This window comes from Agrococcus beijingensis, from assembly GCF_030758955.1.
Taxonomy (GTDB): domain Bacteria; phylum Actinomycetota; class Actinomycetes; order Actinomycetales; family Microbacteriaceae; genus Agrococcus; species Agrococcus beijingensis.
Genome location: NZ_CP132360.1, coordinates 924998 through 948440 on the forward strand (window position 1 = coordinate 924998; position 23443 = coordinate 948440).

Sequence of the window (23443 nt, forward strand, 5' to 3'; positions counted from 1 at the left end):
GTTGACCGGCGGAGGAGGCGATCGGCGCGTGCAGCTCATCGAGATCGACTCGCTCGACGACCCTCGCCTCAACGACTACGTCGGCCTCACCGACGTCGCGCTGCGGCGCCGCACCGAGCCCGAGCGCGGCCTCTACATCGCCGAGTCGCAGACGGTGCTCGAGCGGGCGCTGCGCGCCGGCCACGAGCCGCGATCGGTGCTCGTCGCGCCGCGCTGGCTGCCGCAGGTGGTCGAGATCGTCGGCGACCGCGACGTGCCGGTCTTCGTCGGCGAGGAGCCGATCCTCGAGCAGCTCACCGGCTTCCACCTGCATCGCGGCGCGCTCGCCGCGATGCAGCGGCCGGTGCTGCCGGATGCGTCGGCGCTGCTCGCGCACGCCCGTCGCGTCGTCGTGCTCGACGGCCTCGTCGACCACACGAACGTGGGCGCCGCGTTCCGCTCGGTCGCGGGCATCGGCGCCGACGCGGTGCTCGTCACCAGCACGTGCGCCGACCCGCTCTACCGCCGCAGCGTGCGCGTCTCGATGGGCACGGTGCTGCAGGTGCCGTGGACTCGCATCGACTCGGTCGCCTCGGCGATCCCGGTCTTCCACGCGGCCGGCTTCGAGGTCGTCGCCATGGCGCTGCGCGACGACGCCGTCGACCTCGCCGACTACGCCGCCGCGCCCGCCGACCGCGTCGCGCTGGTGTTCGGCTCCGAGGGCCCGGGGCTCGGAGCCCGCGCCCTCGCGGCCGTCGACCGCGTCGTGCGGATCCCCATGCACCACGGCGTCGACTCGCTGAACGTGGCGGCGTCCGCCGCCGTCGCGATGTGGGCGCTGCGCGCGGCCGCGGGTGTCCGCGGTACGTCGCTGCCGCTGGAAGAGGCGGCGCGATGACCGTCACCGCCGCGACCCAGCGTCGGCGTCGACCGCATCCGCTCGTCGTGCTCCTGCGCATCGTGCTCGCGCTCGTGCTCGCGGTGCTGGTCACCGGGGGCTCCGCGGCACTGCTCGCGCCGGCGCCGGCCGTCGCGGCGACAGCGGTCGCACCGGAGGCCGCACCGTTGCCCGCCGCGACGATCGATTGGCCAACCACGCCGCGGGCAGCCGGCTACGGCGTCGTGGGCGTCGAGGGCGCGCCCGACATCTGGGCGACGACCGGCAGCGACGGCGCCCACCCGATGGCGAGCGTGACGAAGCTGGTGACGGTGCTGATCGTGCTGGAGGCGCATCCGATCACGGGCGCCGACCGCGGGGCGACCATCACCCTCGACGACGACGACCTCGCCGCGCAGGCGCGGGCGCTCAGCGAGAACGCGCCCATCGCCCCCGTCTACCGGGGCATGCAGGTGACGCAGCGCGACCTCATCGAGTGGTCGCTCGTCGACTCCGCCGGCAACGCGATCTGGTCGCTGGCGAACTGGGCGTTCGGCGACATCGACGGCTTCCTCTCGGCGGCCGAGGCATGGGCGGCCCGGCACGGGTTCTCGCAGACCGTCGTCGCCGATCCGGCAGGCCTCGATGCGGGCAGCGTCTCGAGCGCCGGCGACCTGACGCGCATCGCGCTGATGGCCGTGGAGGATCCGGTCGTGCTCTCCACGATCCAGCTCGAGTCGGTGCAGATCCCGGGCATCGGCTTCGCCCCGAACACCAACCGCATCCTGGGCGAAGCGGGGATCGACGGCGGCAAGACGGGCACGCTGAAGGTGTGGGGGCGCAACCTGTTCGTCACCGCCGTCCGCGAGGTCGACGGCGTCGAGCGTCGCGTCGTGGGCGTGGTGATGGGCACGATCGCCGCCGACGAGACCGACGCGGCGATGCTGCAGCTGCTCGAGAGCCTCTGGCCCAACTTCGGTGCGCGCACGATCCTGCCGGCGGGCACCGTCGTGGCGGAGTACCGGGCCCCGTGGGGCGCATCCGCCTCAGCCGAGACGACCGGCGACCTCGGGGCGCACGTCTTCGGCGACGCCGCTCCGGGCTGGACGGCTACCGCCGAGCCGCTCGAGGCCGGCTCGCTCGCGAGCGCCGTGGGCGAGGTGCGGCTGGAGGTGGGCGAGGCCACGGCAGCGGTGCGGACGACCGGGGCTCTGCCCGCGCCCGACGCCTGGTGGCGCCTCACCCACGCCCCGCAGGTGCTCGGCTGGTACTTCGACTAGTCGCGAGGCTCCTCGGGCAGCGGCACGTGCGGCAGCACCGGCCCGGCGGTGGGGCGCTTCGGCAGCACCGTGTCGCCCGAGGACTGGCCGCGCAGCCGGCGCACCACCCACGGCGCGAGGTGCTCGCGGGCCCACTGCAGATCCTCCATGCGCACCTGCCGCTGCGAGCGGTGGGGCAGCGGGACGGGCTCCATCGCGGTGAGCTCGTGCCGCACGCCCAGCGCGTCGAGCACGAGCATCGCGATCTCGTGGTGCCCGTAGGGCGAGAAGTGCAGGCGGTCGGGCGCCCACATCTGCGGCCGCTGCAGCTGCCTCGCCGACCACATGTCGGCGACCACCGCGCCGTGCTTGGCCGCCACGCCGTGCAGGTTGGCGTTGTAGATGCCCACCTTGCCGCGGATCGAGCGCAGCACCGGCGTCATCGCGATGTCGGGGCCGTTGAAGAGCACGACCTCGGCTCCCGTCGCGCGCATCCGCGCGACCACCTCATCGAGCTTCGCCGCCAGCAGGTCAGGGTCGCCGCCGGGTCGGATCAGGTCGTTGCCGCCGGCCGAGATGGTGAAGAGGTCGGGCTCGAGCGCGAGCGCCGGCTCGAGCTGCTCGTCGATGATCTGCTGCAGCAGGCGGCCCCGGATCGCGAGGTTGGCGTACTGGAAGTCAGGGCGCGTGCGGGCGAGCTCCTCGGCGACCCGGTCGGCCCAGCCGCGCAGCCCGTTGGGCACGTCTGGCTCCTCATCGCCCACCCCCTCGGTGAAGCTGTCGCCCAGGGCGACGTAGCGCGTGAAGGGATGCTCCATGCCGGGGTGCTGCGTGCTCGACTCCTGCATGCCTCCATCCTGCACCGTCGCGGCCGGATGTCGGCGATGCGTGGGACGATGGAGCCGTGAGCAAGCAGGACGGCTCGAACCGGCTCGTGTCGGGGCCGGAGGTCGATGATGCGACCGCGACCATCCTGCACGTCGACCTCGACGCCTTCTTCGCGTCGGCGTCGCTGCTGGCCCGGCCCGACCTGGTCGGCCTGCCCGTGGTGATCGGCCACGACTCGTCGAGGTCGGTCGTCACCGCCGCCACCTACGAGGCGCGCAAGTACGGCGTGCACTCGGCGATGCCGATGGCGCGCGCGCTGCGGCTCTGCCCGACGGCGGTGATCCTCGAGCCCGACTTCCAGCTCTACTCGCGGCTGTCGAAGCAGGTGATGGCGCTCCTCGACGACGTGTCGCCCGACGTCGAGCGACTCGGCGTCGACGAGGCGTTCGTGGGCATCGCCGGGCTGCGGCGGCTCTCGGGCGGCGCGAACCGCATCGGCCCGGCTCTGCGCGCCCGCATCCGCGCCGAGACGGGCCTGGTGGCCTCGATCGGCGCCGCCGGCACCAAGTACGTCGCGAAGCTGGCCTCCTCCCGCGCGAAGCCCGACGGCATGCTGGTGGTGCCCGACGACGAGGTGCTGGCGTTCCTCCACCCGCAACCCGTGGCGGCGCTGTGGGGCGTGGGCCCGGCGCAGCAGGAGCGACTGGCCCGCTACGGCCTGCACACGGTGGGCGAGGTGGCCGGCACGCCGCTCGAGCGGCTGCAGTCGTGGTTCGGCGAGGCGACCGGCCGCCACCTGCACGAGCTCTCCTGGGCGCGCGACCCGCGCGAGGTGCACGAGCGGCCGCACGAGAAGACCTTCGGCCACAACCACACGTTCTTCCGCGACGTCAGCGACCGCACCGAGCTGCAGAGCGAGATCCTGCGGCTCGCGACCGGCGTCGGCCGGCGGCTGCGCGACGCCGGCGTGCAGGCGCGCACAGTCACCCTCACCGTGCGGTTCCACGACTTCCGCACCATCACGCGGTCGAAGACGCTGCCCGAGGCGACCGACGTCACCCGCGTCATGGTCGAGACCGCGTGGGGCCTGCTGGATGCGCTGGGAGAGATCCCGCCCGTGCGGCTGCTGGGCGTGCGCGCCAGCTCGGTGCAGGGCGCCGCCGACCACGGGCTGCTGTGGGACGACACGGCCACCTGGGGGAGCGCGGAGCGCGCGATGGACGCCGTGCACGACCGCTTCGGCGCCGCTGCGGTCGCCCCTGCGAGCATGCTGCGGCGGGAGCGCAAGCGCGACGACACGGGCCCCTCCGGCGGTGACTGACGACGGCGTCGATCCTGCCGTGGACGGCCCGACCTCCCATGCCGGCGCGGCCGCGGTGGACGGCGCGCGCATCGACGTCGCGCTCGTGCGCGCGCTGCTGGCGGCGCAGTTCCCCGCCTGGGCCGACCTGCCGCTGCGCCCCGTCGAGCCCGGCGGCAACGACCACCGCACGTTCCGGCTCGGGCCCGCGCTGAGCGTGCGGCTCCCGAGCGCGTCGGGGTACGTGCCGCAGGTCGAGAAGGAGCAGGCGTGGCTGCCGCGGCTCGCGGCCTCCGCGCCCCTGCCGATCCCCGCCGTGCTCGGGCGTGGCCGCCCGTCGGCGCGCTTCCCGGCCCCGTGGACCGTGTGCGGCTGGATCGAGGGGGAGCCGGCGTCGACCGCCGCCGTCGACGACGTCGAGCGATTCGCGGCCGATCTCGCGCACTTCCTCGTCGGGCTGCGGGACGCGCCCACCGCAGGGGCACCGGCGCCCGGCCCGCACAGCGCGTTCCGCGGCGGCCCGCTGCGGCACTGGGACGGCGAGATGGGCGACCTGCTCGAGCGCGTGCACGGCCCGGAGCGCGACGGCGCGGCGGGCATCTGGCGGGATGCGCTCGACGCGGAGGAGCACCGCGCGCCCGCCTGGTTCCACGGCGACGTCGCCGCCGGCAACCTGCTCGTGCGGGACGGCAGGCTCGCGGCGGTGATCGACTTCGGCTGTGCGGGCGTGGGCGACACCGCGTGCGACACGGCCTTCGCCTGGACGCAGCTGGAGGGCGGCGCCCGTGCGCTCTACCGGCGCGAGCTCGCGCTCGACGACGCCGCCTGGGCGCGCGGCCGAGGCTGGGCCATCTGGAAGGCGCTGATCCTGATCGGCAACCGCCCGCCGGCGCAGGTGGCGCTCGGGCAGCGGGTGCTCAGCACGCTGCTGGCCGAGCGCTGAGGCGGCTCAGCGCCGCCCGAGCCAGCGCTCGACGGGGATCGAGCCCGACTGGTTCGGCGTGAGCACCCAGATCGCCAGGTACAGCACCCAGCCGACGACGGGCAGCAGCATGAGCAGCAGCATGGCGATGCGCACGATGAAGACATTGATGCCGGTCTTCTTCGCGATGCCACCGCCGATGCCGCCGAAGATGCGCTGGGGTCCGCGTCGGAAGCCGGTCGAGCGGATGGAGTCGAAGATGGATGCCATGCCGCAACGCTAGCCGCGCCGGCTGTGCGGCGCACTGGGGAAAACCCCGGCAGCGGGCCCGGAACCAGTCGAGGCCCGGAGCGTGAGCTCCGGGCCTCTCTTGTGCGCGAGGGGGGACTTGAACCCCCACGCCCTAATACGGGCACTAGCACCTCAAGCTAGCGCGTCTGCCATTTCCGCCACCCGCGCATGGTGTCTCCACCAGGTGTCGATCCGAACTGCAGGACCGAGAGACGACTCTAGCACGACGGCGGAGCGCCCGACGACGCCCGGCGCACGGCGCCCGCCGCACCATGCGCACACCGCACGGTGCCCGCCCCGGGGGCGGCTAGCCTGTCTGGGTGACCGACGACCTCTCTCGCACTGCGCAGATCGCCCGGGACCTCATCCGCTTCGACACCCAGAACTGGGGCGGCGGGCGCTCTTCCGGCGAGGCGGATGCGGCGGCCTACGTGACCGCGCTGCTCACCTCGATGGGCGTCGAGAGCGAGACCTTCGAGTCGGCGCCGGGCCGCACGAGCGTCATCGCCCGCATCGAGGGGGAGGACCCGTCGCTGCCGCTGCTCGTCGTGCACGGCCACCTCGACGTGGTGCCCGCCGACGCGAGCGAGTGGCAGGTCGACCCGTTCGCCGGCGAGGTGCGCGACGGCATGCTGTGGGGCCGCGGCGCGGTCGACATGAAGCAGATGGACGCGATGATCCTGACCGCGGTCGAGCGCATCCTGGCGAGCGGCCGGCGCCCGCGGCGCGGCCTGGTGCTGGCGTTCTTCGCCGACGAGGAGGCCGGCGGCGTGCACGGCTCGCAGTGGATGGTCGCGAACCACCCCGAGGTCTTCGAAGGCGCCACCGAGGCGATCAGCGAGGTCGGCGGCTACTCGATCGAGGTCGCGGGGCAGCGAGCCTACCTGCTGCAGACGGGCGAGAAGGCGCTGCAGTGGATCCTGCTGCGCGCGCGGGGCACCGCCGCCCATGGCTCGCAGCACATGCGCGACAACGCGGTGACGAAGCTCGCCGAGGCGGTCGCGAAGGTCGGCGCGCACGAGTTCCCGGTCGAGCTGACCGCCACCACCCGCGAGCTGATCGCGCGCATCGCCGCGATGCTCGGCGTCGACGACGACGACCCGGACGCGGTCGCCGCCCGCACCGGCACCGTCTCGCGCTTCCTGCGCTCGAGCCTGCGGCACACCGCCAACCCGACGATGCTCGAGGCCGGCTACAAGCACAACGTCATCCCGTCGGTGGCCGAGGCCCGCATCGACGTGCGACCGCTGCCCGGCCGCGAGCGCGAGGCGATCGACGCGATCCAGGCGCTCGTCGGCGACGAGATCGAGATCGAGCTGGTGCAGGGCGACATCGGCATGGAGCACCCCTTCGGCGGCTCGCTCGTCGAGGCGATGACCGCCTCGCTCGGCCGATTCGACCCGGACGCGCCGGTGCTGCCGTACATGCTCTCGGGCGGCACCGACAACAAGGCCCTGTCGCTGCTGGGCATCGCCGGCTACGGGTTCGCGCCGCTGCGGCTCGCCCCCGAGCTCGACTTCGCGGCGATGTTCCACGGGGTCGACGAGCGGGTGCCGCTCGACGCCCTCGACTTCGGCACCGACGTGCTCGAAGACCTGCTGCTGACCTACTGAGGAGCCCATGGACTGGCTGATCGCGATCTTCCTCGGCGCCCTCCAGGGGGCGACCGAGTTCCTGCCCATCTCGTCGAGCGCGCACCTGCGCATCGCCGGGCTCTTCCTGCCCGGGGCCGAGGATCCCGGCGCGACCTTCACAGCGATCACGCAGATCGGCACCGAGATCGCCGTCGTCGTCTTCTTCTGGCGCGACATCTGGCGCATCGTCACCAAGTGGTTCGGCTCGTTCTCGGGCAAGCACTCGAAGGACGACCCCGATGTGAAGATGGGCTGGCTGGTGATCATCGGCACGGTGCCGATCGTGCTCGCCGGCGTGCTCTTCCAGGACCTCATCCGCGACCAGTGGCGGAGCCTCTGGATCACCGCGGTCGTGCTCATCGTCTTCGGCATCATCCTGGGCCTGTGCGACATGCTCGGGCAGCGGGTGAAGACCCTCGAGACGACCACCTACCGCGACGGCATCCTCATCGGCCTCGCCCAGGTGCTCGCGCTGATCCCGGGCGTCTCGCGCTCGGGCGCCACCACCAGCATGGGCCGCGCCCTCGGCTACGAGCGCCCGGCGGCGGCGAAGTACGCGTTCTTCCTCGCCGTGCCGGCGGTCTTCGGCGCCGGCCTGTACGAGACCGCGCAGGCCATCTCGGAGCCCTCCTCGGTGGGCCTCGGCTGGGGCCCGACCATCGCCGCGACGGTCGTCGCGTTCGTGGTCGGCATCGCGGTGATCAGGTTCCTGATGGACTTCATCTCGCGCCGCAGCTTCCTGCCCTTCGTGGTCTACCGCATCGCGCTCGGCGTGGTGCTGCTCATCGCGCTGAGCGCCGGCTGGATCGAGGCGCAGTGAGGTCCTGGACCCGCCCCGCCGTGCCCTCGCTCGCCGCCCTCGGGCTCGGCGAGGGGGAGCGCCCGAGCGTGCACGACGTGCGCAGCGACGCGCGCGCCGTCGTGCCTGCCGGGCGCACCGCATCCATGTACACCTGCGGCATCACGCCGTACGACGCCACGCACCTCGGCCACGCGTTCACCTACCTCGCGTTCGACACGCTCACGCGCGTCTGGCTCGACGCCGGGCTCGACGTGCGCACCGCGATGAACTCGACCGACGTCGACGACCCGCTGCTCGAGCGGGCGGCGCGCGACGGGGTCGACTGGCGCGAGCTGGCCGAGCAGCAGCAGCGGCTCTTCCGCGCCGACATGGAGGCGCTGCGCATCCTGCCGCCCGACGCGTGGGTCGCGGTCACCGAGCGCATCCCGCAGATCGCCTACGGCGTGCGGCGGATGCTCGACACCGGTGACGCCTACACGCTGCCGGTCGAGGGCGACGAGACCGCGCACGACGTGCTGTTCGACACCACCCGGCAGCGGCGGTTCGCGGTCGGCGCGGGCAGCCGCACCGACCAGGCCGAGATGCTCGAGCTCACCCGCGAGTTCGGCGGCGAGCCCGACCGGCCGGGCAAGCGCTCGCCGCTCGATCCGCTGCTGTGGCGCGCGGAGCGGCCGGGGGAGCCCGCCTGGGACTCGCCGGTGGGCCGCGGCAGGCCCGGCTGGCACGTGGAGTGCACGGTGATCGCGATGGAGGAGCTCGGCTCGCCGTTCACGGTCGCCGCCGGCGGGCGCGACCTGCGGTTCCCGCACCAGGAGATGCAGGGCCATCACGCGATCGCGCTCGGCGCGACGCTGTTCAGCGACGCGCGGCTGAACGCGGGGCTGGTCGCCTTCGAGGGCGAGAAGATGTCGAAGTCGCTCGGCAACCTGGTGCTCGTCTCGCGGCTGCTCGAGCAGGGCGCCCGGCCCGCCGCGGTGCGGCTCGCGCTGCTCGCGCACCACTGGCGGCAGGACTTCGAGTGGCGGCCCGACGAGCTGGAGGCCGCCGAGCAGCGGCTCGACCGGTGGCTCGCCTGGGCCGAGGCGCCCGACGACGACCCGTCGCTCGCGGAGAGCGTCGTGCCGTGGCTGCGCGTGACGCTGCAGGACGACCTCAACACGCCGGCCGCCCTGCAGGCGGTCGACGCGTTCACCCGGCGCGCCCCGGCCGACGAGGGCAGCCTCGCGGCGATCGATGCGCTGCTGGGCATCGACCTGCTGGGCGTCGAGCGCCGCTAGGCCGACCGGTCACACCGGCGGCGCGTCGTCGCCCTCGTCGCGGGGCGGCTCCTGCCGCGGCCGGCCGTTCTGGTCGCGCAGGAAGCGCTCGAACTCGTGCGCGATCGCCTCGCCGGAGGCCTCGGGGCTCTCGACCGCGTCGCGCTGCTCCTCGAGCTTGCCGATGTAGGCGCGCATGTCGTCGTCGCGCTCGGTGAGCTCGTCGATGCCGCGCTCCCACTCGCCCGACTGCTCGACGAGGTCGCCGAGCGGGATGGTGACGTCGACCATCTCGGCGAGGCGGTCGAGCAGCGCGATGACGGCCTTGGGCGCGGGGGCGTTGTGCACGTAGTGGGGCACGGATGCCCACAGGGACGCGGTCTGGATGCCGGCGTCCTGCGCGGCGAGCGAGAGCACCGTCATGATGCCCGTGGGCCCCTCGTACTCGCTCTGCAGCACGCCCAGGCGCGCCTGCAGCTCGCGGCTGTCGCTCGAGATGGTGGTGCTGATCGGCCGCGTGTGCGGCACGTCGGCGAGCATCGAGCCGACGAACACGATGGCGTCGACCTCGCAGCCGCGCACGATCTCGAGGAACTCGGCGGCGTAGGTCGTCCAGTTGCGGCTCGGCTCGGCGCCCAGCATCGCGAACAGCTCGCCCTCGTTGCCGGAGCTCACGTCGAGGCCCGCGTCAGCGGCGAGCGGCTCGCGTGCCGACGGCTTGGTGGGGGCGTAGGCGACGGTCGCGGGCCACTGCAGGGCACGGGTGCCGTCCTCGAGGGTGCGCACGACCGGCCGGTGCATGGCGAAGTCGACGTACTCGTCGGGCTCGATCTCGTCGAACGCCTCGAGCTCGGCGGCCTCGACGAGCCGGCGCACGGCACCGCTCGCCGCATCGCCCGCATCGGTCCAGCCCTCGAAGGCGACGACCATGATGCGGCCCTCGATCGGTCCTCGCGCCACGCCGGGCACCTCCTCATGTCGAGCGCCCACTCTACGCTCGCCGCCGCTGATCACCGGGTCCCGCTCCGACTAGGCTTGCGCGGTGACCTCACCTGCCGCCGTACTGTTCGACATGGACGGCACGCTCGTCGACACGGAGCCGCTGTGGATGGCCGCCGAGGCCCGCCTCGCCGAGCAGCACGGCATCGCCTGGACGCGCGGCGACGCCGAGGCGCTGGTGGGCAGCGACCTCTGGGCGGGCGCGCAGTACTTCATCGACCGCGGCGTGCCGATGACCCCCGACGCGATCGTCGACCGGCTGGTCGGCGAGGTGCTCGATGGGCTCGGCGACACGCTGCCGACGCGGCCCGGCGCGCTCGAGCTGCTGGCGGCGCTGCGCGAGCAGGGCGTGCCGGTAGCGCTGGTGACCATGTCGACCCGCCTGCTGGTCGACCGGGTGGAGGCGGCCTTCGCGGTCGCGCTCGGCACCGCCCCGTTCGACGCCACGGTCGCCGGCGACGAGTGCACGCAGGGCAAGCCGCATCCCGAGCCCTACTTGCGCGGCCTCGAGCTGCTCGGCGCCGATGCGGCCGGCTCGGTGGCGATCGAGGACTCCCGCACCGGCGCGGCGAGCGCGCTCGCCGCCGGCCTCGTGACCATCGGGGTGCCGCACGCCGTCGACGTGTCGCACGTGCCCGGCATCATCCACTGGCCGACCCTGGCGGGGCGCACCCCCGCCCACCTGGCGGCCGCGATCAGAGAGGCCCGAGCATGATGGGCAGGACCGGCCCCTTCCAGTGGGGCGACGTGGTGCAGGTGACCGGCCCGAAGCAGCGCAAGAACACGATCGTGCTGACCGAGGGCAAGCAGCTGCACACCCAGCACGGGTCGAAGGCGCACGCCGACTTCATCGGCGTCGACGACGGCTCGCTCGTGCTCGTGGGCGAGGCTCCCCACCTGGCGATCCGGCCGCTGCTGCACGACTACGTGATGTCGATGCCGCGCGGCGCGGCGATCATCTACCCGAAGGACGCGGCGCACATCGTCGGCTTCGCCGACATCCATCCCGACCTCACGATCGTCGAGGCGGGCGTCGGCTCCGGCGCCCTCTCGCTGTGGCTGCTGCGCGCGCTGCACGGCACCGGCCGCCTCGTCTCGTTCGAGCGCCGCGAGGAGTTCAAGGAGGTCGCCGAGGCGAACGTCACCGGCTTCTTCGGCGAGCGGCCCCAGAACTGGCAGACGGTGCTCGGCGACCTGGTCGAGGAGCTGCCCGAGCACGTCGGCGACGGCGAGGCCGACCGCGTGCTGCTCGACATGCTGGCGCCCTGGGAGTGCATCGACGCGACCGCGCAGGCGCTGCGGCCCGGGGGTCTGGTGCTCGCCTACGTCGCGACCGTCACCCAGCTCTCCCGCACCGTCGAGGCGAGCCGCGCCGACGGCCGCTTCACGGCGCCGGCGTCGAGCGAGACGCTGGTGCGCGGCTGGCACGTCGAGGGACTCGCGGTGCGACCCGATCACCGCATGGTCGCGCACACCGGCTTCCTGATGACCGCCCGGCGGGTGGCGGACGGCGTCGACGTGCCCTCCTTCCGCCGCCGCGCGGCGAAGACGGAGTTCTCCGAGGCCGATGTCGAGGCCTGGACCCCCGGCGCCGTCGGCGACCGCACGCCGAGCGCGAAGCGGATGCGCCGCGCGGTGCGCGACGCCAAGCGGCAGTCCGACGCCATCACCGGTCAGGCGCCGGGCGCCGCGCAGGCCGCCGACGGCGCGCAGGCGCCCGACGCGCCGCAGGTAGACTGACCCCGTCACCCCGACCCCTCGAAAGGCATCGCCGTGCGCACTCGCTCCATCTCGATCGCCGCGCTGCTCGTCGCAGCCGCCGGCCTCACCGCGTGCCAGGCGCCCGCCGGCAGCCTGGACGGCTGCATGCCGCTGCTGCAGCCGGGCGACGCGACGTCGCAGGTGAGCGTCGAGACCGGCTCGGGCGCGCCGACCGCCGAGTTCGAGATCCCGCTGGTGGGCGAGGGCGACCAGGCGCAGGTGCAGGGCGGCGAGGGCGAGCGGGCCGGCAACGGCGACACCGTCGATGCCGACTACGTCGTCTACTCGGGCAAGACCGGCGACCTCATCTCGAGCTCGTACGGCGACCCGAGCCAGCCGAGCGCCGCTGCCAATCCGCTGCGCCTGAGCGTCGGCGGCGACTCCGTGCTGGCGCAGGCGATCGGCTGCGCGGCACCGGGCAGCCAGGTCGTGCTCACCACGACCATCGCCGAGCTCTTCGGCCCCAACGCCGCATCCGCCGAGATGGACATCGCGCCGGCCGACACCGCAGTCGTGGTGCTGGGCGTCAGCGACGTGCGTCCCGGCCGCGCCGAGGGCAACGCGAAGCCCGGCGTGCAGGGCATGCCCGCGATCGCGCTGGCCGAGAACGGCCAGCCGGGCGTCACCTTCCCCGGCTCGCCCGCACCGGCAGAGCTGACGGTCATGCAGAGCATCGAGGGCACCGGCGAGCCGGTCGCCGAGGGCGACACGGTGCTGCTGCACTACACCGGCATCATCTGGGAGACCGAGGAGGTCTTCGACTCGTCGTGGGAGAAGGGCAGCCCCACCGAGATGACGATCGACGACGCCAGCCTGATCCCCGGCTTCGTCGACGCGGTCGTCGGGCAGCCGATCGGCAGCCAGGTCGTGGTCTCGATCCCGCAGGAGCTCGGCTACAGCGACCCGACGACGCGACCCGCGTCGATCGGCGAGGGCCAGCACCTCCTGTTCGTGATCGACATCCTCGACCGGGTCGAGCCCGCAGCACCGTGATCGCCGCGCGCTAATGCCGAAGATCGAGGCCGAGGAGCGCCAGTTCTCGCTCCTGCTCGCGCTGGTCGACACGCGCTCGGGCTTCACCAAGCACGAGCTCTTCGCTCGCGTCGCCGGCTATCAGGGCCAGCCGATCGGCGACGCGCTCGAGCGCATGTTCGAGCGCGACAAGGAGGCGCTGCGCGACCACGGCATCGTGATCGACGTCGTGCAGCCGCCGGGCGACGACAGCAACCAGGAGGCCCGCTACCGCGTGCTCGACGGGGTGCTGGGCGATCCGACCGAGCTGCAGTTCGACGCGATCGAGCGCGACCTGCTCGACCTGGCGCTGCGCGTCTGGCACGAGGGCGGGCTCACCGAGGAGTCGCAGCGCGCGGCGCTGAAGCTGCGCGCCGACCCGGAGTTCCGCGGCGGCCTGCCGCTCGAGCGCACCCCCGGCCGCACCGCGGAGCCCGACCGGGCCCCCGCCACGGCCACGGTGCTGCAGCCGCGCCAGCGACCGCGCGAGCGCGCCTTCCAGGCGCTGAAGCGCGCGGCCGACAAGCGGCGCGAGGTCGTCTTCGAGTACCTGAAGCCGGGCGAGCGCACGCCCCGCGCCCGCACGGTGCAGCCGTGGGCGACGGTGCTGTTCCGCGGGCGCTGGCTGCTCGTGGGCCACGACCTCGGTGCAGAGGACACCCGCACCTTCCTCATGCAGCGCATCGTCTCGCCGGTGCGCGACCGTGCCGCGAAGCACCCGTTCGAGGTGCCCGAGCACGCCGCCACCGACGCGCTCGCCAAGCTCGAGGAGATCTGGCGCACCGCGACCGTCGGCGTGCTCGCGGTGCCCGGCAGCGACGCGGAGGTGCGCCTTCGCCACCGCCCCGGCACCTCCGAGGAGGACGGCCTGCTCGTCATCCACCACGCCGACCGTCACCTGATGGCCGACGAGCTCGCCGGTTTCGGCGCCGACGTCGCCGTGGTGTGGCCCGACGAGCAGCGCGCCCTGGTGCGCGCCCGGCTCGAGCGCATCCGCGATGCGCACGCCGACGCATCCGCCCCGCTCGCATCCGACGCAGAGACCTCCGCCGTCGGCGCCGCCGCCGCCTCCACCGATGGGAGCGCCGCATGACCGCCAGCCGCGTCGAGCGCGGCATCGGCCTGCTGCTCTCGCTCATCCAGTACGTCACCGCCTCCGGCTCCGTGAGCGTGCAGGACGCCGCCGAGCACTTCGGCGTCGACGAGCAGCGCATCCGCGAAGCGGTGCAGCGGCTGTTCATGGCCGGGGTGCCGGACGGCGCCGGCGACTTCATCCGCTTCGACATCGACTTCGACGCGTTCGAGCAGAGCGACCAGATCTCGGTGACCATGCGTCCCGCCTTCGACGACGAGACGGTGCGACTCTCGCCCCGCGAGGCGAGCGCGCTGATCGCCGGCCTCACGCTCGTCGCCGGCTACACCGACGCGGCGCCGGAGCGGGTCGATGCGCTGCGCGAGAAGCTGCGCCGCGCGGCCTCGCGAGGCGCCGACACCGTCGCCGTCGACCAGCTCGAGGTGCCGCAGACCGCGCAGCTCGTGCGCGATGCGATCCGAGAGCACCGCGTGCTGTCGATCGCGTACCGCAAGCCCGGCTCGGGCACCGCGCTCCGGCGCGTCGCACCGACCGGCCTGCGGGTGACCGAGGCCGCCGTGTTCGTGCTGGGCTTCGACCTCGACAAGCGCGACGGCCGCACCTTCCGACTCGACCGGATCGAGGCCGTCGAGCCCACCGACGATGCCTGGCCCGACGCGACGCCCGCGCAGGAGCGCCCCGTCTCGGGCGTCGCCCAGGTCGTCGCGACCCGCGCGGCCGCAGCGCTGCTGAGCGACTACGCGACCAGCGAGCCGGTGTCGGTCGACGGCGAGCGGGTGCGGCTCGACATCGAGCTCTGGAGCGAGGCGAGCGTGCTGCGCGCCGTCGCCTCCTGCGGCGGCGACGCCGAGATCGTCGCACCGGCGAGCCTGCGCCGGGCCATGCACCGCTTCGCCTCGGAGGCGCTGGGCGAGCCCCGGTCCGGAGACGTTCCCGCCTGAGCGCCACCCGCACGGGCGCGGTAGGATGGTCAGGCACTCACTTCAGCGGAGGACGATCATGCCCGGTTTTCTCAACAATGCCGCCTCGCATTGGTGGATCATCCTCATCATCGTCGTGCTCATCTTCGGCGCGACGAAGCTGCCCGCGCTGGCCCGCAGCATCGGCCAGTCGGTCAACATCCTGAAGAAGGAGGTCAAGCGCGACAGCACCGACGACGACGCCGCGACCTCTGAGACCGGCGACACGACCTCCACCACCGACCGGAAGTAGCCGATGGCCCGCTCCGGGCCGCCGGCGAATCCGCAGGCCCGCATGAGGCTGGCCGAGCACCTGCGCGAGTTCAAGCGCCGGTTCCTGATCTCGGGCCTCGCCTTCGTCGCCGCCGCGATCGGCGGCTTCTTCCTTGCCGCGCCGCTGCTGACGCTGCTGAGCGCGCCGCTCGAGCAGCTGCAGGCGACCGGGCTCGCCGTCGAGCTCAACATCACCAACGTCACGCAGGCCCTCGACGTGCAGATGCGCATCGCGTTCCTGCTCGGCATCATCATCTCGAGCCCCATCTGGATCTGGCAGCTGCTCGCCTTCGTCGTGCCGGCGCTGCGCACCATCGAGCGGCGCTACGTCCTCGGCTTCATCGCCTCGGCGGTGCCGCTGTTCGTCGGCGGCTGCGCCACCGGCTGGTTCATCCTGCCCCGCATCATCCGGCTCTTCGTCAGCTTCACCCCCAGCGGGTTCACGGCGTTCCTCGGCGCCTCCGACTACTGGGACTTCTCGCTCAAGCTCGTCTTCGCGGTCGGCGTCGCCTACGTGCTGCCGGTGATCGTGGTCTTCCTGAACCTCGCCGGCGTGCTCACGGGCAAGGACATCCTGAAGGGCTGGCGCTGGGCGGTGCTCGCCGCGACGCTGTTCGGCGCCTTCGTCACGCCCGCCGGCGAGGTGCTGAGCATGTTCATCATCGCCGTGCCGATGGTCGTCCTCTACTTCGCCGCAGCCGGCATCGCGCTGCTCGTCGACCGGCGCCGCGCGAAGCGCGCCAGGACCGAGGACGCGCTCGGCGACGGGGTCGCCGCATGAGCATCGCCACCGAGGCCTTCGCCCGCGCCATGCCCTTCGGCCTCGACCCGTTCCAGCGCGAGGCGTGCGAGGCGATCGAGGAGGGCTCGAGCGTGCTCGTCGCAGCGCCCACCGGCGCCGGCAAGACCGTGGTCGCCGAGTTCGCCATCCACCTGACGATGGAGGCGCCCACCGGCCGCGTCTTCTACACGACGCCGATGAAGGCGCTGTCGAACCAGAAGCACCGCGAGCTCACGGAGGTCTACGGCGCCGCATCCGTGGGCCTCCTCACGGGCGACACCAGCATCAACGGCGATGCCCGCATCGTGGTGATGACCACCGAGGTGCTGCGCAACATGCTCTACGAGGGCCGCGACCTGCGCGAGCTCGAGTACGTGGTGATGGACGAGGTGCACTACCTCGCCGACCGCTTCCGCGGACCGGTCTGGGAGGAGGTCATCATCCACCTCCCACGCCACGTGCGGCTGGTCTCGCTGTCGGCCACCGTCTCGAACGCCGAGGAGTTCGGCGCCTGGCTCGACGCGGTGCGCGGCGACACCCGCGTGATCGTCAGCGAGATCCGGCCCGTGCCGCTCGACGCGCACGTGCACATCCGCGGCCGGTTGGTCGAGCTGTTCGACTCGAAGGCGGGGGAGGAGTCGCACCGCCCGGGGCGCGAGCTCGTCGACCTGGCTCGCGGCACCGACCTCGCCGACTCCGCCACGCACGGCCACCGCGACCGCGGCGGGCACAGCCGCTACCGGTCGCGCAGGCCGCAGAAGGGCGGGCGGCGCGACGACGGCCCGCGACGCGGTGGGTTCGGCGAGCGCGTCGACCGCATCGCGCTGATCGAGCTGCTCGACCAGCACGAGATGCTGCCGGCCATCGACTTCATCTTCTCGAGGGCCGGATGCGACGCGGCCGTGCGGCAGGTCGTCTCCGGCGGGCTGCGCCTCACCACCCCGGAGGACCGCGCGGAGATCCGCGCGATCGTCGACGAGCGCACCCGCCTGCTCGACGACGCCGATCTGGGCGTGCTCGGCTACTTCGAGTGGATCGACGGGCTCGAGCGCGGCGTCGCCGCGCACCACGCGGGGCTCCTGCCGGTGTTCAAGGAGGTCGTGGAGGAGCTGTTCCGCGCCCGCCTGCTCAAGGTGGTCTTCGCCACCGAGACGCTCGCGCTCGGCATCAACATGCCTGCGCGCACGGTCGTGCTCGAGCAGCTCGAGAAGTTCAACGGCGAGGCGCGGGTGCGCATCACGCCGGGGGAGTACACGCAGCTCACCGGCCGCGCCGGTCGCCGCGGCATCGACACCGAGGGCCACGCGGTGGTCATCTGGAACGGCAAGCTGCAGCCGGTCGAGGTCGCCTCGCTCGCCTCGCGCCGCACCTACCCGCTGCACTCCAGCTTCAAGCCGACCTACAACATGGCGGTCAACCTGGTCGACCGGCTCGGCGTCGTCGGCACCCGCGAGGTGCTCGAGACCTCCTTCGCGCAGTTCCAGGCCGACCGCTCGGTGGTGCAGCTGGCGCGTCGCGTCGTCGACCAGCGCGCCAGCCTCGCCGGCTACGAGGAGTCGATGCGCTGCCACCTCGGCGACTTCAGCGAGTACGCGGCGCTGCGCCGCGAGCTCACCGAGCTCGAGCGCGACGACCAGCGGCAGGGCATCAGCCACGGCGACCACGAGCGGCTGCAGCGGCAGCTCAAGGGCGTGCGCACGCGCATGAAGGCGCACCCCTGCCACGCCTGCCCGGAGCGCGAGTCGCACGCGCGCTGGGGCGAGCGCTACTGGCGCCTGCGTCGCGACATCGAGAAGGCCGAGCGCCAGATCGACCGCCGCACGGGCCAGATCGCCGAGCAGTTCGACCGCATCACCGAGATCCTGCGCGAGCTCGGCTACCTCGAGCACCACGACGACGGCGAGCGCGTCACCGCGGCGGGCGACGTGCTGCGGCGCATCTACGGCGAGCGCGACCTGCTCACCGCCGAGAGCCTGCGGCTGGGCCTGTGGGACTCGCTCGACGCGCCCGGGCTCGCCGCGATGGCCTGCGCCCTGGTGTACGAGGGCCGCCGCGACGACGGCATGCTGCCCGAGCGGATGCTGCCCAAGGGTCCGTTCCTCGACGCGCTCGACGCGACCCAGACCCTCTGGGCGCGCCTCGACGACCTCGAGCAGTCGCACCGCCTGCCCGGCACCATCCCGCTGCAGACGGGTCTGACGCTCGCGATGCACCGCTGGGCTCGCGGCTACCCGCTCGAGGGCGTGCTGCAGGACACCGATCTGGCGGCGGGCGACTTCGTGCGCTGGACGAAGCAGACGATCGACGTGCTCGAGCAGCTGTCGCAGGTCGCGCCGAAGCGCCTGCGCCGCATCGCCGACGACGCGGTCGAGCGCATCCGCCGCGGTGTCGTGGAGGCCTCGGGGTCGGCACTGTGACGGCGACCGCCCGAGCGCCCAAGTCGGCGCCCGCTCGGCTGCGCACCCGCGCGCGCCAGCCGCTGCCGACCGCCTACGCGCTCGCCGCTGCGATCCTCGGCGGCGCGATCATGCCTTTCGCCTTCCAGCCCTTCGACCTCTGGCCCCTCATCGTGCCCGCGGTCGCGCTGTCGTTCGCGGCGCTGCGCGGCCGCACGCTCGGTGCGGCGTTCGGCATCGGGTTCCTCACGGGCGCGATCTTCTTCCTGCTGCACATCCAGTGGATCACCGTCTATCTCGGCGCCGTGCCGCTCGTCGCCCTGACCGCCTGGATGGCGGTCTGGTGGGGGCTCGGCGGCATGGCGATCGCGCTCGCGTGGCGCTGGGGCGAGCCCCGCATGCAGGGCCCGCTGGGCGCGTTCATCCTCATGCCGCTGCTGCTGGGCGGCCTCTGGACGCTGCGCGAGTCGCTCTCGTCGAGCGTGCCGTGGGGCGGCTTCGCCTGGGGCCGGCTCGCGCACTCGCAGGCGTCGAGCCCGCTCGCCGACACCACCAGCTGGGTGGGCTTCGCCGGCCTCACCTTCCTGCTCGCCGCGGTGTCGGCCCTGGTGACGCAGCTCGTGCTGCATCACCGCACGCTGCTGCGCCGCAGGCTCACGATCGGCGCCGCCGCGCTCATCGTGCTCGCCGCCATCCCCGCCTTCCCGGTCGAGACCACCGGCCAGCTGCGCGTGGGTGCCGTGCAGGGCGACAGCGAGGCCGGCCTGCTGGCGCCGCGCGTGCCCGGGCAGATCATCGATCAGCACGTCGACGCGACCCGCGAGCTCGCGGGGGAGGAGCTCGACCTGCTCGTCTGGCCCGAGAACGCGGCCGAGTTCTACGCCGACGAGACGCCCGCGACCCTCGCCGAGCTCGACCGGGTGACGACCGGCCTCGATGCGCCGCTCGTCGTCGGCACCGTGACCCGCGACGGCGACGACACCTACAACGCGCTGCTGCAGGTCGAGCCGGGCGAGGGTGCCGTGGCCGAGTACCGCAAGCGCCACCCGGTGCCCTTCGCCGAGTACCTGCCCGAGCGCGAGTTCTTCGGGCCGATCCTCGAGGCGCTCGGGCTGCTCCAGTACATCCCGCGCGACTTCTCCATCGACCCGACGAGCGCCAACGCGTTCGACGTCGCCGGGGTCTCGGCGGGCGTCGCGATCTGCTTCGACATCATCGACGACCGGCTGGCCCGCGAGATGGTGCTCGACCACGGCGCCGAGATCATCCTCGCTCCCACGAACAACGCCGACTTCGGTCGCGGCTCGGCCGAGAACGTGCAGCAGCTCGCGATCGCACAGCTGCGCGCCGCCGAGGCCGGTCGCGCCGTCGTCAACGTCTCGACCGTCGGCACGAGCGCCATGATCGGCCCCGACGGCACCGTCATCGACCGACTGCCGCAGTACGAGCCGGGCACCATGCTCGAGCAGCTGCCGCTGTCGACGACCGTGACCCCGGGCATCCGTCTGGGAGCATGGATCGACCTGGCGCTCTGCATCGGCGCCGCCCTGGCACTCGCGGGGCTCGGTGTCGCACGGTTCGCGGAGCAGAGGAGGGCGGATGCCTGACGTGATGATCGTCTTGCCGACCTACAACGAGGTCGAGGTGCTCGAGCGCACGGTCGGCAGGCTGCGCCAGTCGGTGCCCCACGCCGAGCTGGTGATCGTCGACGACGGCAGCCCCGACGGCACCGGCGACCTCGCCGATCGGCTCGCCAAGCGCGACGCCGGCACGCTCGTCGTCCACCGCACCGAGCGCGGCTACCGGTCGGCCGTGATCGAGGGCATGCGGTTCGCCATCTCGCGCGGCGCGACCCGGGTCGTCATCACCGACGCCGACGGCTCCTACGACGCCGACGACCTGCCCGAGCTGCTCGCCGTCTCGGCCGACGGCGTCGACCTGGTGATCGGCTCGCGCTTCGTCGAGGGCAGCGACGTGCGCAACATGGGCCTGCGCCGCCGACTGTCGTCGCGGCTCGGCAACGCGTACGCGCGCGGCATGCTGCAGACGGGTGTGCGCGACCTGACGAGCAGCCTGCGCGTCTACCGCACGCGGGTGCTGGAGCAGATCGACCTCGACGCGATCCAGGTCGACGCCTACGCCTTCCACATCGCCATGGCCGTGCGCGTCGCGCAGGCGGGCGGCACGATCGCCGAGGTGCCGATCCGCTTCATCGAGCGGGCCGTGGGCAGCTCGAAGATGCACCTGTCGGAAGACCTCGGCACGCTCGGCGCGGTCACGAAGTGGGCGCTGTCGGGCGTGCGCGCCCTGCCCAAGCCGCCGCGCTGACCGCGTCGGCGCCCGCGGCGCGCCTCAGCCGAGGGCGCCTCCGCCGAGGGCGCCTCCGCCGCAGAGCGCCTCCGCCGCAGAGCGCCTCAGCCGCCGACGAGCGGCAGCGCGAGGTCGCAGCGGTCGGTGACGATGCCGTCGACGCCCATGGCGAGCAGCTCGCGCATCTCGGCCTCGTCGTTGACCGTCCACACGTGCACCTCGACGCCAGCGCGCTGGAACGCCGCCACGCTGCGCTCCGTGACGATCTCGACGCCGCGGTGCCGGCGGGGCACCTGCAGCGCGGCGAACGGCTCGAGCAGGCGCGCGAGCTGCCGCTGCAGCCCGAGCCGCTGCGCCGCGATCGCGCGCACGACCACCGCCCGGGCGGGGCTCGTCGCGACCTCGGGCAGCAGCGCGAGCGCCTGCCTGCGGCGCCGCTCCGAGAACGAGGTGAGCAGCACGCGGTCGACGGCCTTGGCCTCGACGACCGCGCGCACCGCGGGGATGACCGACGCATCCGACTTCAGGTCGATGTTCCAGCGCGCGTCGGGCAGCGCGAGCAGCGCCTCCCGCAGGCCCGGCACACGGGCGCCCATGCCGAGGTCGATCTCCTGCAGGTCCTTCCAGAGCGTGCGCTCGACAGCCACGTCACGGCCGGCGACACGGTCGAGGCTCGAGTCGTGCGCGATGACCGCGACGCCGTCGGCGCTCGCGTGCACGTCGGTCTCGAGGAACCGCGCGCCGGCGTCGACGGCCGCGATGAACGCCAGCATGGTGTTCTCCGGCAGGTCGATCGCCAGCCCGCGATGCGCGAGCACGCGGGGCGGTGCCGGCGTGAGGTAGCCCGTCACCGCTGCTGCGGGTCGATCCCGTCGGATGCGTCGCCCGCGTCGGGCGCATGGGCGCCGGGCGCATCGGCGCCGGGGAGGTCGGCGGCAGCCTCGCGCGCGGCCTCGACGGCCTCGCTGTAGTCGGCGCTCGGCGTCTCGTCGGTGAGCGAGGTCGTCGACGAGATGGTGTCGGTGCGGCCGGCGTCCTTCGGGTCGATGCCGCTCGCCTGCAGCGTCTCGGCGATCGACGGCACGTCGACGTCGGAGACCGAGTCGGCCTGGAAGGTCTCGTCGAGGATCGACGGCTCCGGCGCGTCGCGGTGCTTGCCCTTGGGACGCTCGAAGGGCACCTGGGCCTTGCCCTCGAGGAAGCCGCGCCCGACGCTCTGCAGCGCCTCGGTGAGCTCCGACGGGATGATCCAGAGCTTGTTGGCGTCGCCCTCGGCGAGCTTCGGCAGCGTCTGCAGGTACTGGTAGGCCAGCAGCTTGTCGTCGGCGTCGCCGGCGTGGATGGCCGCGAACACGCGCTCGATTGCCTCCGACTCGCCCTTGGCGAGCAGCACCTGCGCCTCGGCGTCACCCTTGGCGCGGAGCACCTGGCCCTTGGCCTGGCCCTCGGCGCGCAGGATCTCGGACTGGCGCAGACCCTCGGCCTCGAGGATCTGCGACTGCTTCGAGCCCTCGGCAGTCAGGATCGCGGCGCGGCGGTCGCGCTCGGCGCGCATCTGCTTCTCCATCGAGTCCTGGATGGAGTGGGGCGGGTCGATCGCCTTGAGCTCGACGCGGCCGACGCGCAGGCCCCACTTGCCGGTCGCCTGGTCGAGCACGACGCGCAGCTGGCCGTTGATCGTGTCGCGGCTGGTCAGCGCCTCCTCGAGGTTCATGCCGCCGACCACGTTGCGCAGCGTCGTGGTCGTGAGCTGCTCGACGGCCGAGAGGTAGTCGGCGATCTCGTAGGTGGCCGCACGCGGGTCGGTGACCTGGAAGTAGACGACCGTGTCGATCGAGACCACCAGGTTGTCCTCGGTGATCACCGGCTGCGGCGGGAACGACCGCACCTGCTCGCGCATGTCGACGTGGTACGAGACCCGGTCGATGAACGGCACGAGGAAGTTGAGGCCCGGCTGCAGCACCTTGTGGAAGCGGCCGAGCCGCTCGACCACCCCGGTGAAGCCCTGCTTGATGATCCTGATCGACCGGAAGAGCGTGACGAGCACGAACAGGACGACCAGGGCGATGACGATCAGCAGGAATGCTCCGAGGATGAAGTTTCCGTCGAAGGGCATGGGACGCTCCTTGGGTTCAGCGCTGCGCGGGGACGACGATGGCCGTCGCCCCCTGGATGGCGGTGACGACGATGCGCTCGCCGACATCGGGGTCTCTGGGCTGCACGGCGGGCGAGAGGCGCGACGTCCAGATGTCGCCGTTGGCGAGGGTGACCTCGCCTGCGCCGCGCTCGAACGAGCGGGTCACCTCGCCGGCCATGCCGATCAGGGCGTCGACGCCCTGCAGGTTGACGTCTCCGGACTCGTGCAGCCGCTGCAGCAGCCTGGGCCGCACGAGGAACAGCAGCAGCAGCGCGACGCCGGCCGCGATCAGCACCTGCGCCCACCAGGGCAGGCCGGTGATGCTCGACACCAGGCCGCCGACCGACGCGAGGCCGATCATGAGGAACGTGAACTCGAGCGTCACCATCTCGATGATGAAGCAGATGAGCGCGATGACGAGCCACACGATCCACGCGTACTGGAGGAGGTCCACGCCGCCAGCATATTGAGCGGATGCTGTCGGCGGGCCAGGCGCGCGCACTCCGTCGCGCCGACGGCCGCTCCCGGGCGCCGCGCGCCGCAGCGATCGGGGGCACCCAGCGCGCAGTAGTGTC

22 protein-coding genes, 1 tRNA gene and 1 pseudogene are annotated in these 23443 nt (G+C 73.0%); 17 read left to right on the plus strand and 7 right to left on the minus strand.

What is annotated here, in order from left to right; all coding sequences use genetic code 11:
* Positions 1–28: 28 nt before the first annotated feature.
* Positions 29–877, plus strand: coding sequence for a TrmH family RNA methyltransferase (locus Q9250_RS04360; RefSeq protein WP_306233371.1), 849 nt, complete (start codon positions 29–31; stop codon positions 875–877).
* Positions 874–2136, plus strand: coding sequence for a D-alanyl-D-alanine carboxypeptidase family protein (locus tag Q9250_RS04365; protein WP_306233372.1), 1263 nt, complete (start codon positions 874–876; stop codon positions 2134–2136). The genes Q9250_RS04360 and Q9250_RS04365 overlap by 4 nt, the downstream gene beginning before the upstream one ends.
* On the opposite strand, the gene Q9250_RS04370 is transcribed toward Q9250_RS04365, so the two are convergent.
* Positions 2133–2963 (minus strand): SGNH/GDSL hydrolase family protein, encoded by an 831-nt coding sequence (locus Q9250_RS04370; protein ID WP_306233373.1) that lies wholly within the window; start codon positions 2961–2963, stop codon positions 2133–2135. The genes Q9250_RS04365 and Q9250_RS04370 overlap by 4 nt on opposite strands.
* Positions 2964–3019: 56 nt before the next feature.
* Between Q9250_RS04370 and dinB the strand changes: the two genes are divergently transcribed.
* Positions 3020–4264, plus strand: coding sequence for a DNA polymerase IV (gene dinB / locus Q9250_RS04375; RefSeq protein WP_306233374.1), 1245 nt, complete (start codon positions 3020–3022; stop codon positions 4262–4264).
* Positions 4257–5186, plus strand: a complete 930-nt coding sequence (locus Q9250_RS04380) for an aminoglycoside phosphotransferase family protein (protein WP_306233375.1) — start codon at positions 4257–4259, stop codon at positions 5184–5186. The genes dinB and Q9250_RS04380 overlap by 8 nt, the downstream gene beginning before the upstream one ends.
* A gap of 6 nt (positions 5187–5192) precedes the next feature.
* Here the strand turns inward: Q9250_RS04380 and Q9250_RS04385 are convergent, their stop codons facing one another.
* Positions 5193–5435 carry a PspC domain-containing protein gene (locus Q9250_RS04385; protein WP_306233376.1) on the minus strand — a complete coding sequence of 81 codons (243 nt, stop codon included), beginning with the start codon at positions 5433–5435 and terminating at the stop codon, positions 5193–5195.
* Between the two features lie 103 nt (positions 5436–5538).
* Positions 5539–5624, minus strand: a tRNA-Leu gene (locus tag Q9250_RS04390).
* A gap of 152 nt (positions 5625–5776) precedes the next feature.
* On the opposite strand from Q9250_RS04390, the gene Q9250_RS04395 reads away from it, so the two are divergent.
* Genes Q9250_RS04395 through Q9250_RS04405 form a run of 3 tightly spaced genes read left to right on the plus strand, consistent with a single transcriptional unit; the run spans position 5777 to position 9169 of the window.
* Complete coding sequence (locus tag Q9250_RS04395) at positions 5777–7069, plus strand: M20/M25/M40 family metallo-hydrolase (protein WP_306233377.1); 1293 nt, start codon at positions 5777–5779, stop codon at positions 7067–7069.
* 7 nt (positions 7070–7076) lie between these two features.
* The gene (locus tag Q9250_RS04400) at positions 7077–7910 is read left to right on the plus strand and encodes an undecaprenyl-diphosphate phosphatase (protein WP_306233378.1); all 834 of its coding nucleotides are present in this window, start codon (positions 7077–7079) and stop codon (positions 7908–7910) included.
* The gene (locus tag Q9250_RS04405) at positions 7907–9169 is read left to right on the plus strand and encodes a cysteine--1-D-myo-inosityl 2-amino-2-deoxy-alpha-D-glucopyranoside ligase (RefSeq protein ID WP_306233379.1); all 1263 of its coding nucleotides are present in this window, start codon (positions 7907–7909) and stop codon (positions 9167–9169) included. Before Q9250_RS04400 ends, Q9250_RS04405 begins: the two co-directional genes overlap by 4 nt.
* A gap of 9 nt (positions 9170–9178) precedes the next feature.
* Here the strand turns inward: Q9250_RS04405 and Q9250_RS04410 are convergent, their stop codons facing one another.
* Entirely contained in the window at positions 9179–10108 is a 930-nt protein-coding gene (locus Q9250_RS04410; protein WP_306233380.1) for a PAC2 family protein, read from the minus strand.
* Positions 10109–10190: 82 nt separating this feature from the next.
* On the opposite strand from Q9250_RS04410, the gene Q9250_RS04415 reads away from it, so the two are divergent.
* From Q9250_RS04415 to Q9250_RS04460, 10 genes are read left to right on the plus strand one after another with little or no spacing between them, the layout of a single operon-like run.
* The gene (locus Q9250_RS04415) at positions 10191–10862 is read left to right on the plus strand and encodes an HAD family hydrolase (protein WP_306233381.1); all 672 of its coding nucleotides are present in this window, start codon (positions 10191–10193) and stop codon (positions 10860–10862) included.
* The gene (locus tag Q9250_RS04420) at positions 10859–11887 is read left to right on the plus strand and encodes a tRNA (adenine-N1)-methyltransferase (RefSeq protein ID WP_422665075.1); all 1029 of its coding nucleotides are present in this window, start codon (positions 10859–10861) and stop codon (positions 11885–11887) included. Before Q9250_RS04415 ends, Q9250_RS04420 begins: the two co-directional genes overlap by 4 nt.
* A 33-nt stretch (positions 11888–11920) precedes the next feature.
* Positions 11921–12901, plus strand: a complete 981-nt coding sequence (locus Q9250_RS04425; protein WP_306233382.1) for an FKBP-type peptidyl-prolyl cis-trans isomerase — start codon at positions 11921–11923, stop codon at positions 12899–12901.
* A 13-nt stretch (positions 12902–12914) separates the two neighbouring features.
* Positions 12915–14012, plus strand: a complete 1098-nt coding sequence (locus tag Q9250_RS04430; RefSeq protein ID WP_306233383.1) for a helix-turn-helix transcriptional regulator — start codon at positions 12915–12917, stop codon at positions 14010–14012.
* Positions 14009–14953, plus strand: a complete 945-nt coding sequence (locus Q9250_RS04435) for a helix-turn-helix transcriptional regulator (RefSeq protein ID WP_306233384.1) — start codon at positions 14009–14011, stop codon at positions 14951–14953. The genes Q9250_RS04430 and Q9250_RS04435 overlap by 4 nt, the downstream gene beginning before the upstream one ends.
* A 58-nt stretch (positions 14954–15011) precedes the next feature.
* The gene (gene tatA / locus Q9250_RS04440) at positions 15012–15224 is read left to right on the plus strand and encodes a twin-arginine translocase TatA/TatE family subunit (protein WP_306233385.1); all 213 of its coding nucleotides are present in this window, start codon (positions 15012–15014) and stop codon (positions 15222–15224) included.
* A gap of 42 nt (positions 15225–15266) precedes the next feature.
* On the plus strand, positions 15267–16025 hold the full coding sequence (gene tatC / locus Q9250_RS04445) for a twin-arginine translocase subunit TatC (protein ID WP_306233386.1): 759 nt from the start codon (positions 15267–15269) through the stop codon (positions 16023–16025).
* Positions 16022–18442 (plus strand): DEAD/DEAH box helicase, encoded by a 2421-nt coding sequence (locus Q9250_RS04450; protein WP_306233387.1) that lies wholly within the window; start codon positions 16022–16024, stop codon positions 18440–18442. Before tatC ends, Q9250_RS04450 begins: the two co-directional genes overlap by 4 nt.
* Positions 18439–20028: an apolipoprotein N-acyltransferase gene (gene lnt, locus Q9250_RS04455; RefSeq protein ID WP_306233388.1), complete on the plus strand. Its 1590-nt coding sequence runs from the start codon at positions 18439–18441 to the stop codon at positions 20026–20028. The genes Q9250_RS04450 and lnt overlap by 4 nt, the downstream gene beginning before the upstream one ends.
* Positions 20021–20749, plus strand: a complete 729-nt coding sequence (locus Q9250_RS04460) for a polyprenol monophosphomannose synthase (protein ID WP_306233389.1) — start codon at positions 20021–20023, stop codon at positions 20747–20749. Before lnt ends, Q9250_RS04460 begins: the two co-directional genes overlap by 8 nt.
* 86 nt (positions 20750–20835) lie before the next feature.
* Here Q9250_RS04460 and Q9250_RS04465 read toward each other — a convergent pair whose 3' ends face one another.
* The 3 genes and pseudogenes from Q9250_RS04465 to Q9250_RS04475 form a co-directional block, all read right to left on the minus strand.
* A complete protein-coding gene (locus tag Q9250_RS04465; protein WP_306233390.1) occupies positions 20836–21582 on the minus strand; it encodes a glycerophosphodiester phosphodiesterase family protein in 747 nt (248 codons plus the stop codon).
* 326 nt (positions 21583–21908) lie between these two features.
* A pseudogene (locus tag Q9250_RS04470) lies at positions 21909–22847 on the minus strand (SPFH domain-containing protein); the annotation flags it as partial.
* 16 nt (positions 22848–22863) lie between these two features.
* Positions 22864–23322 (minus strand): NfeD family protein, encoded by a 459-nt coding sequence (locus Q9250_RS04475; RefSeq protein ID WP_306233392.1) that lies wholly within the window; start codon positions 23320–23322, stop codon positions 22864–22866.
* Between the last annotated feature and the right edge of the window lie 121 nt (positions 23323–23443).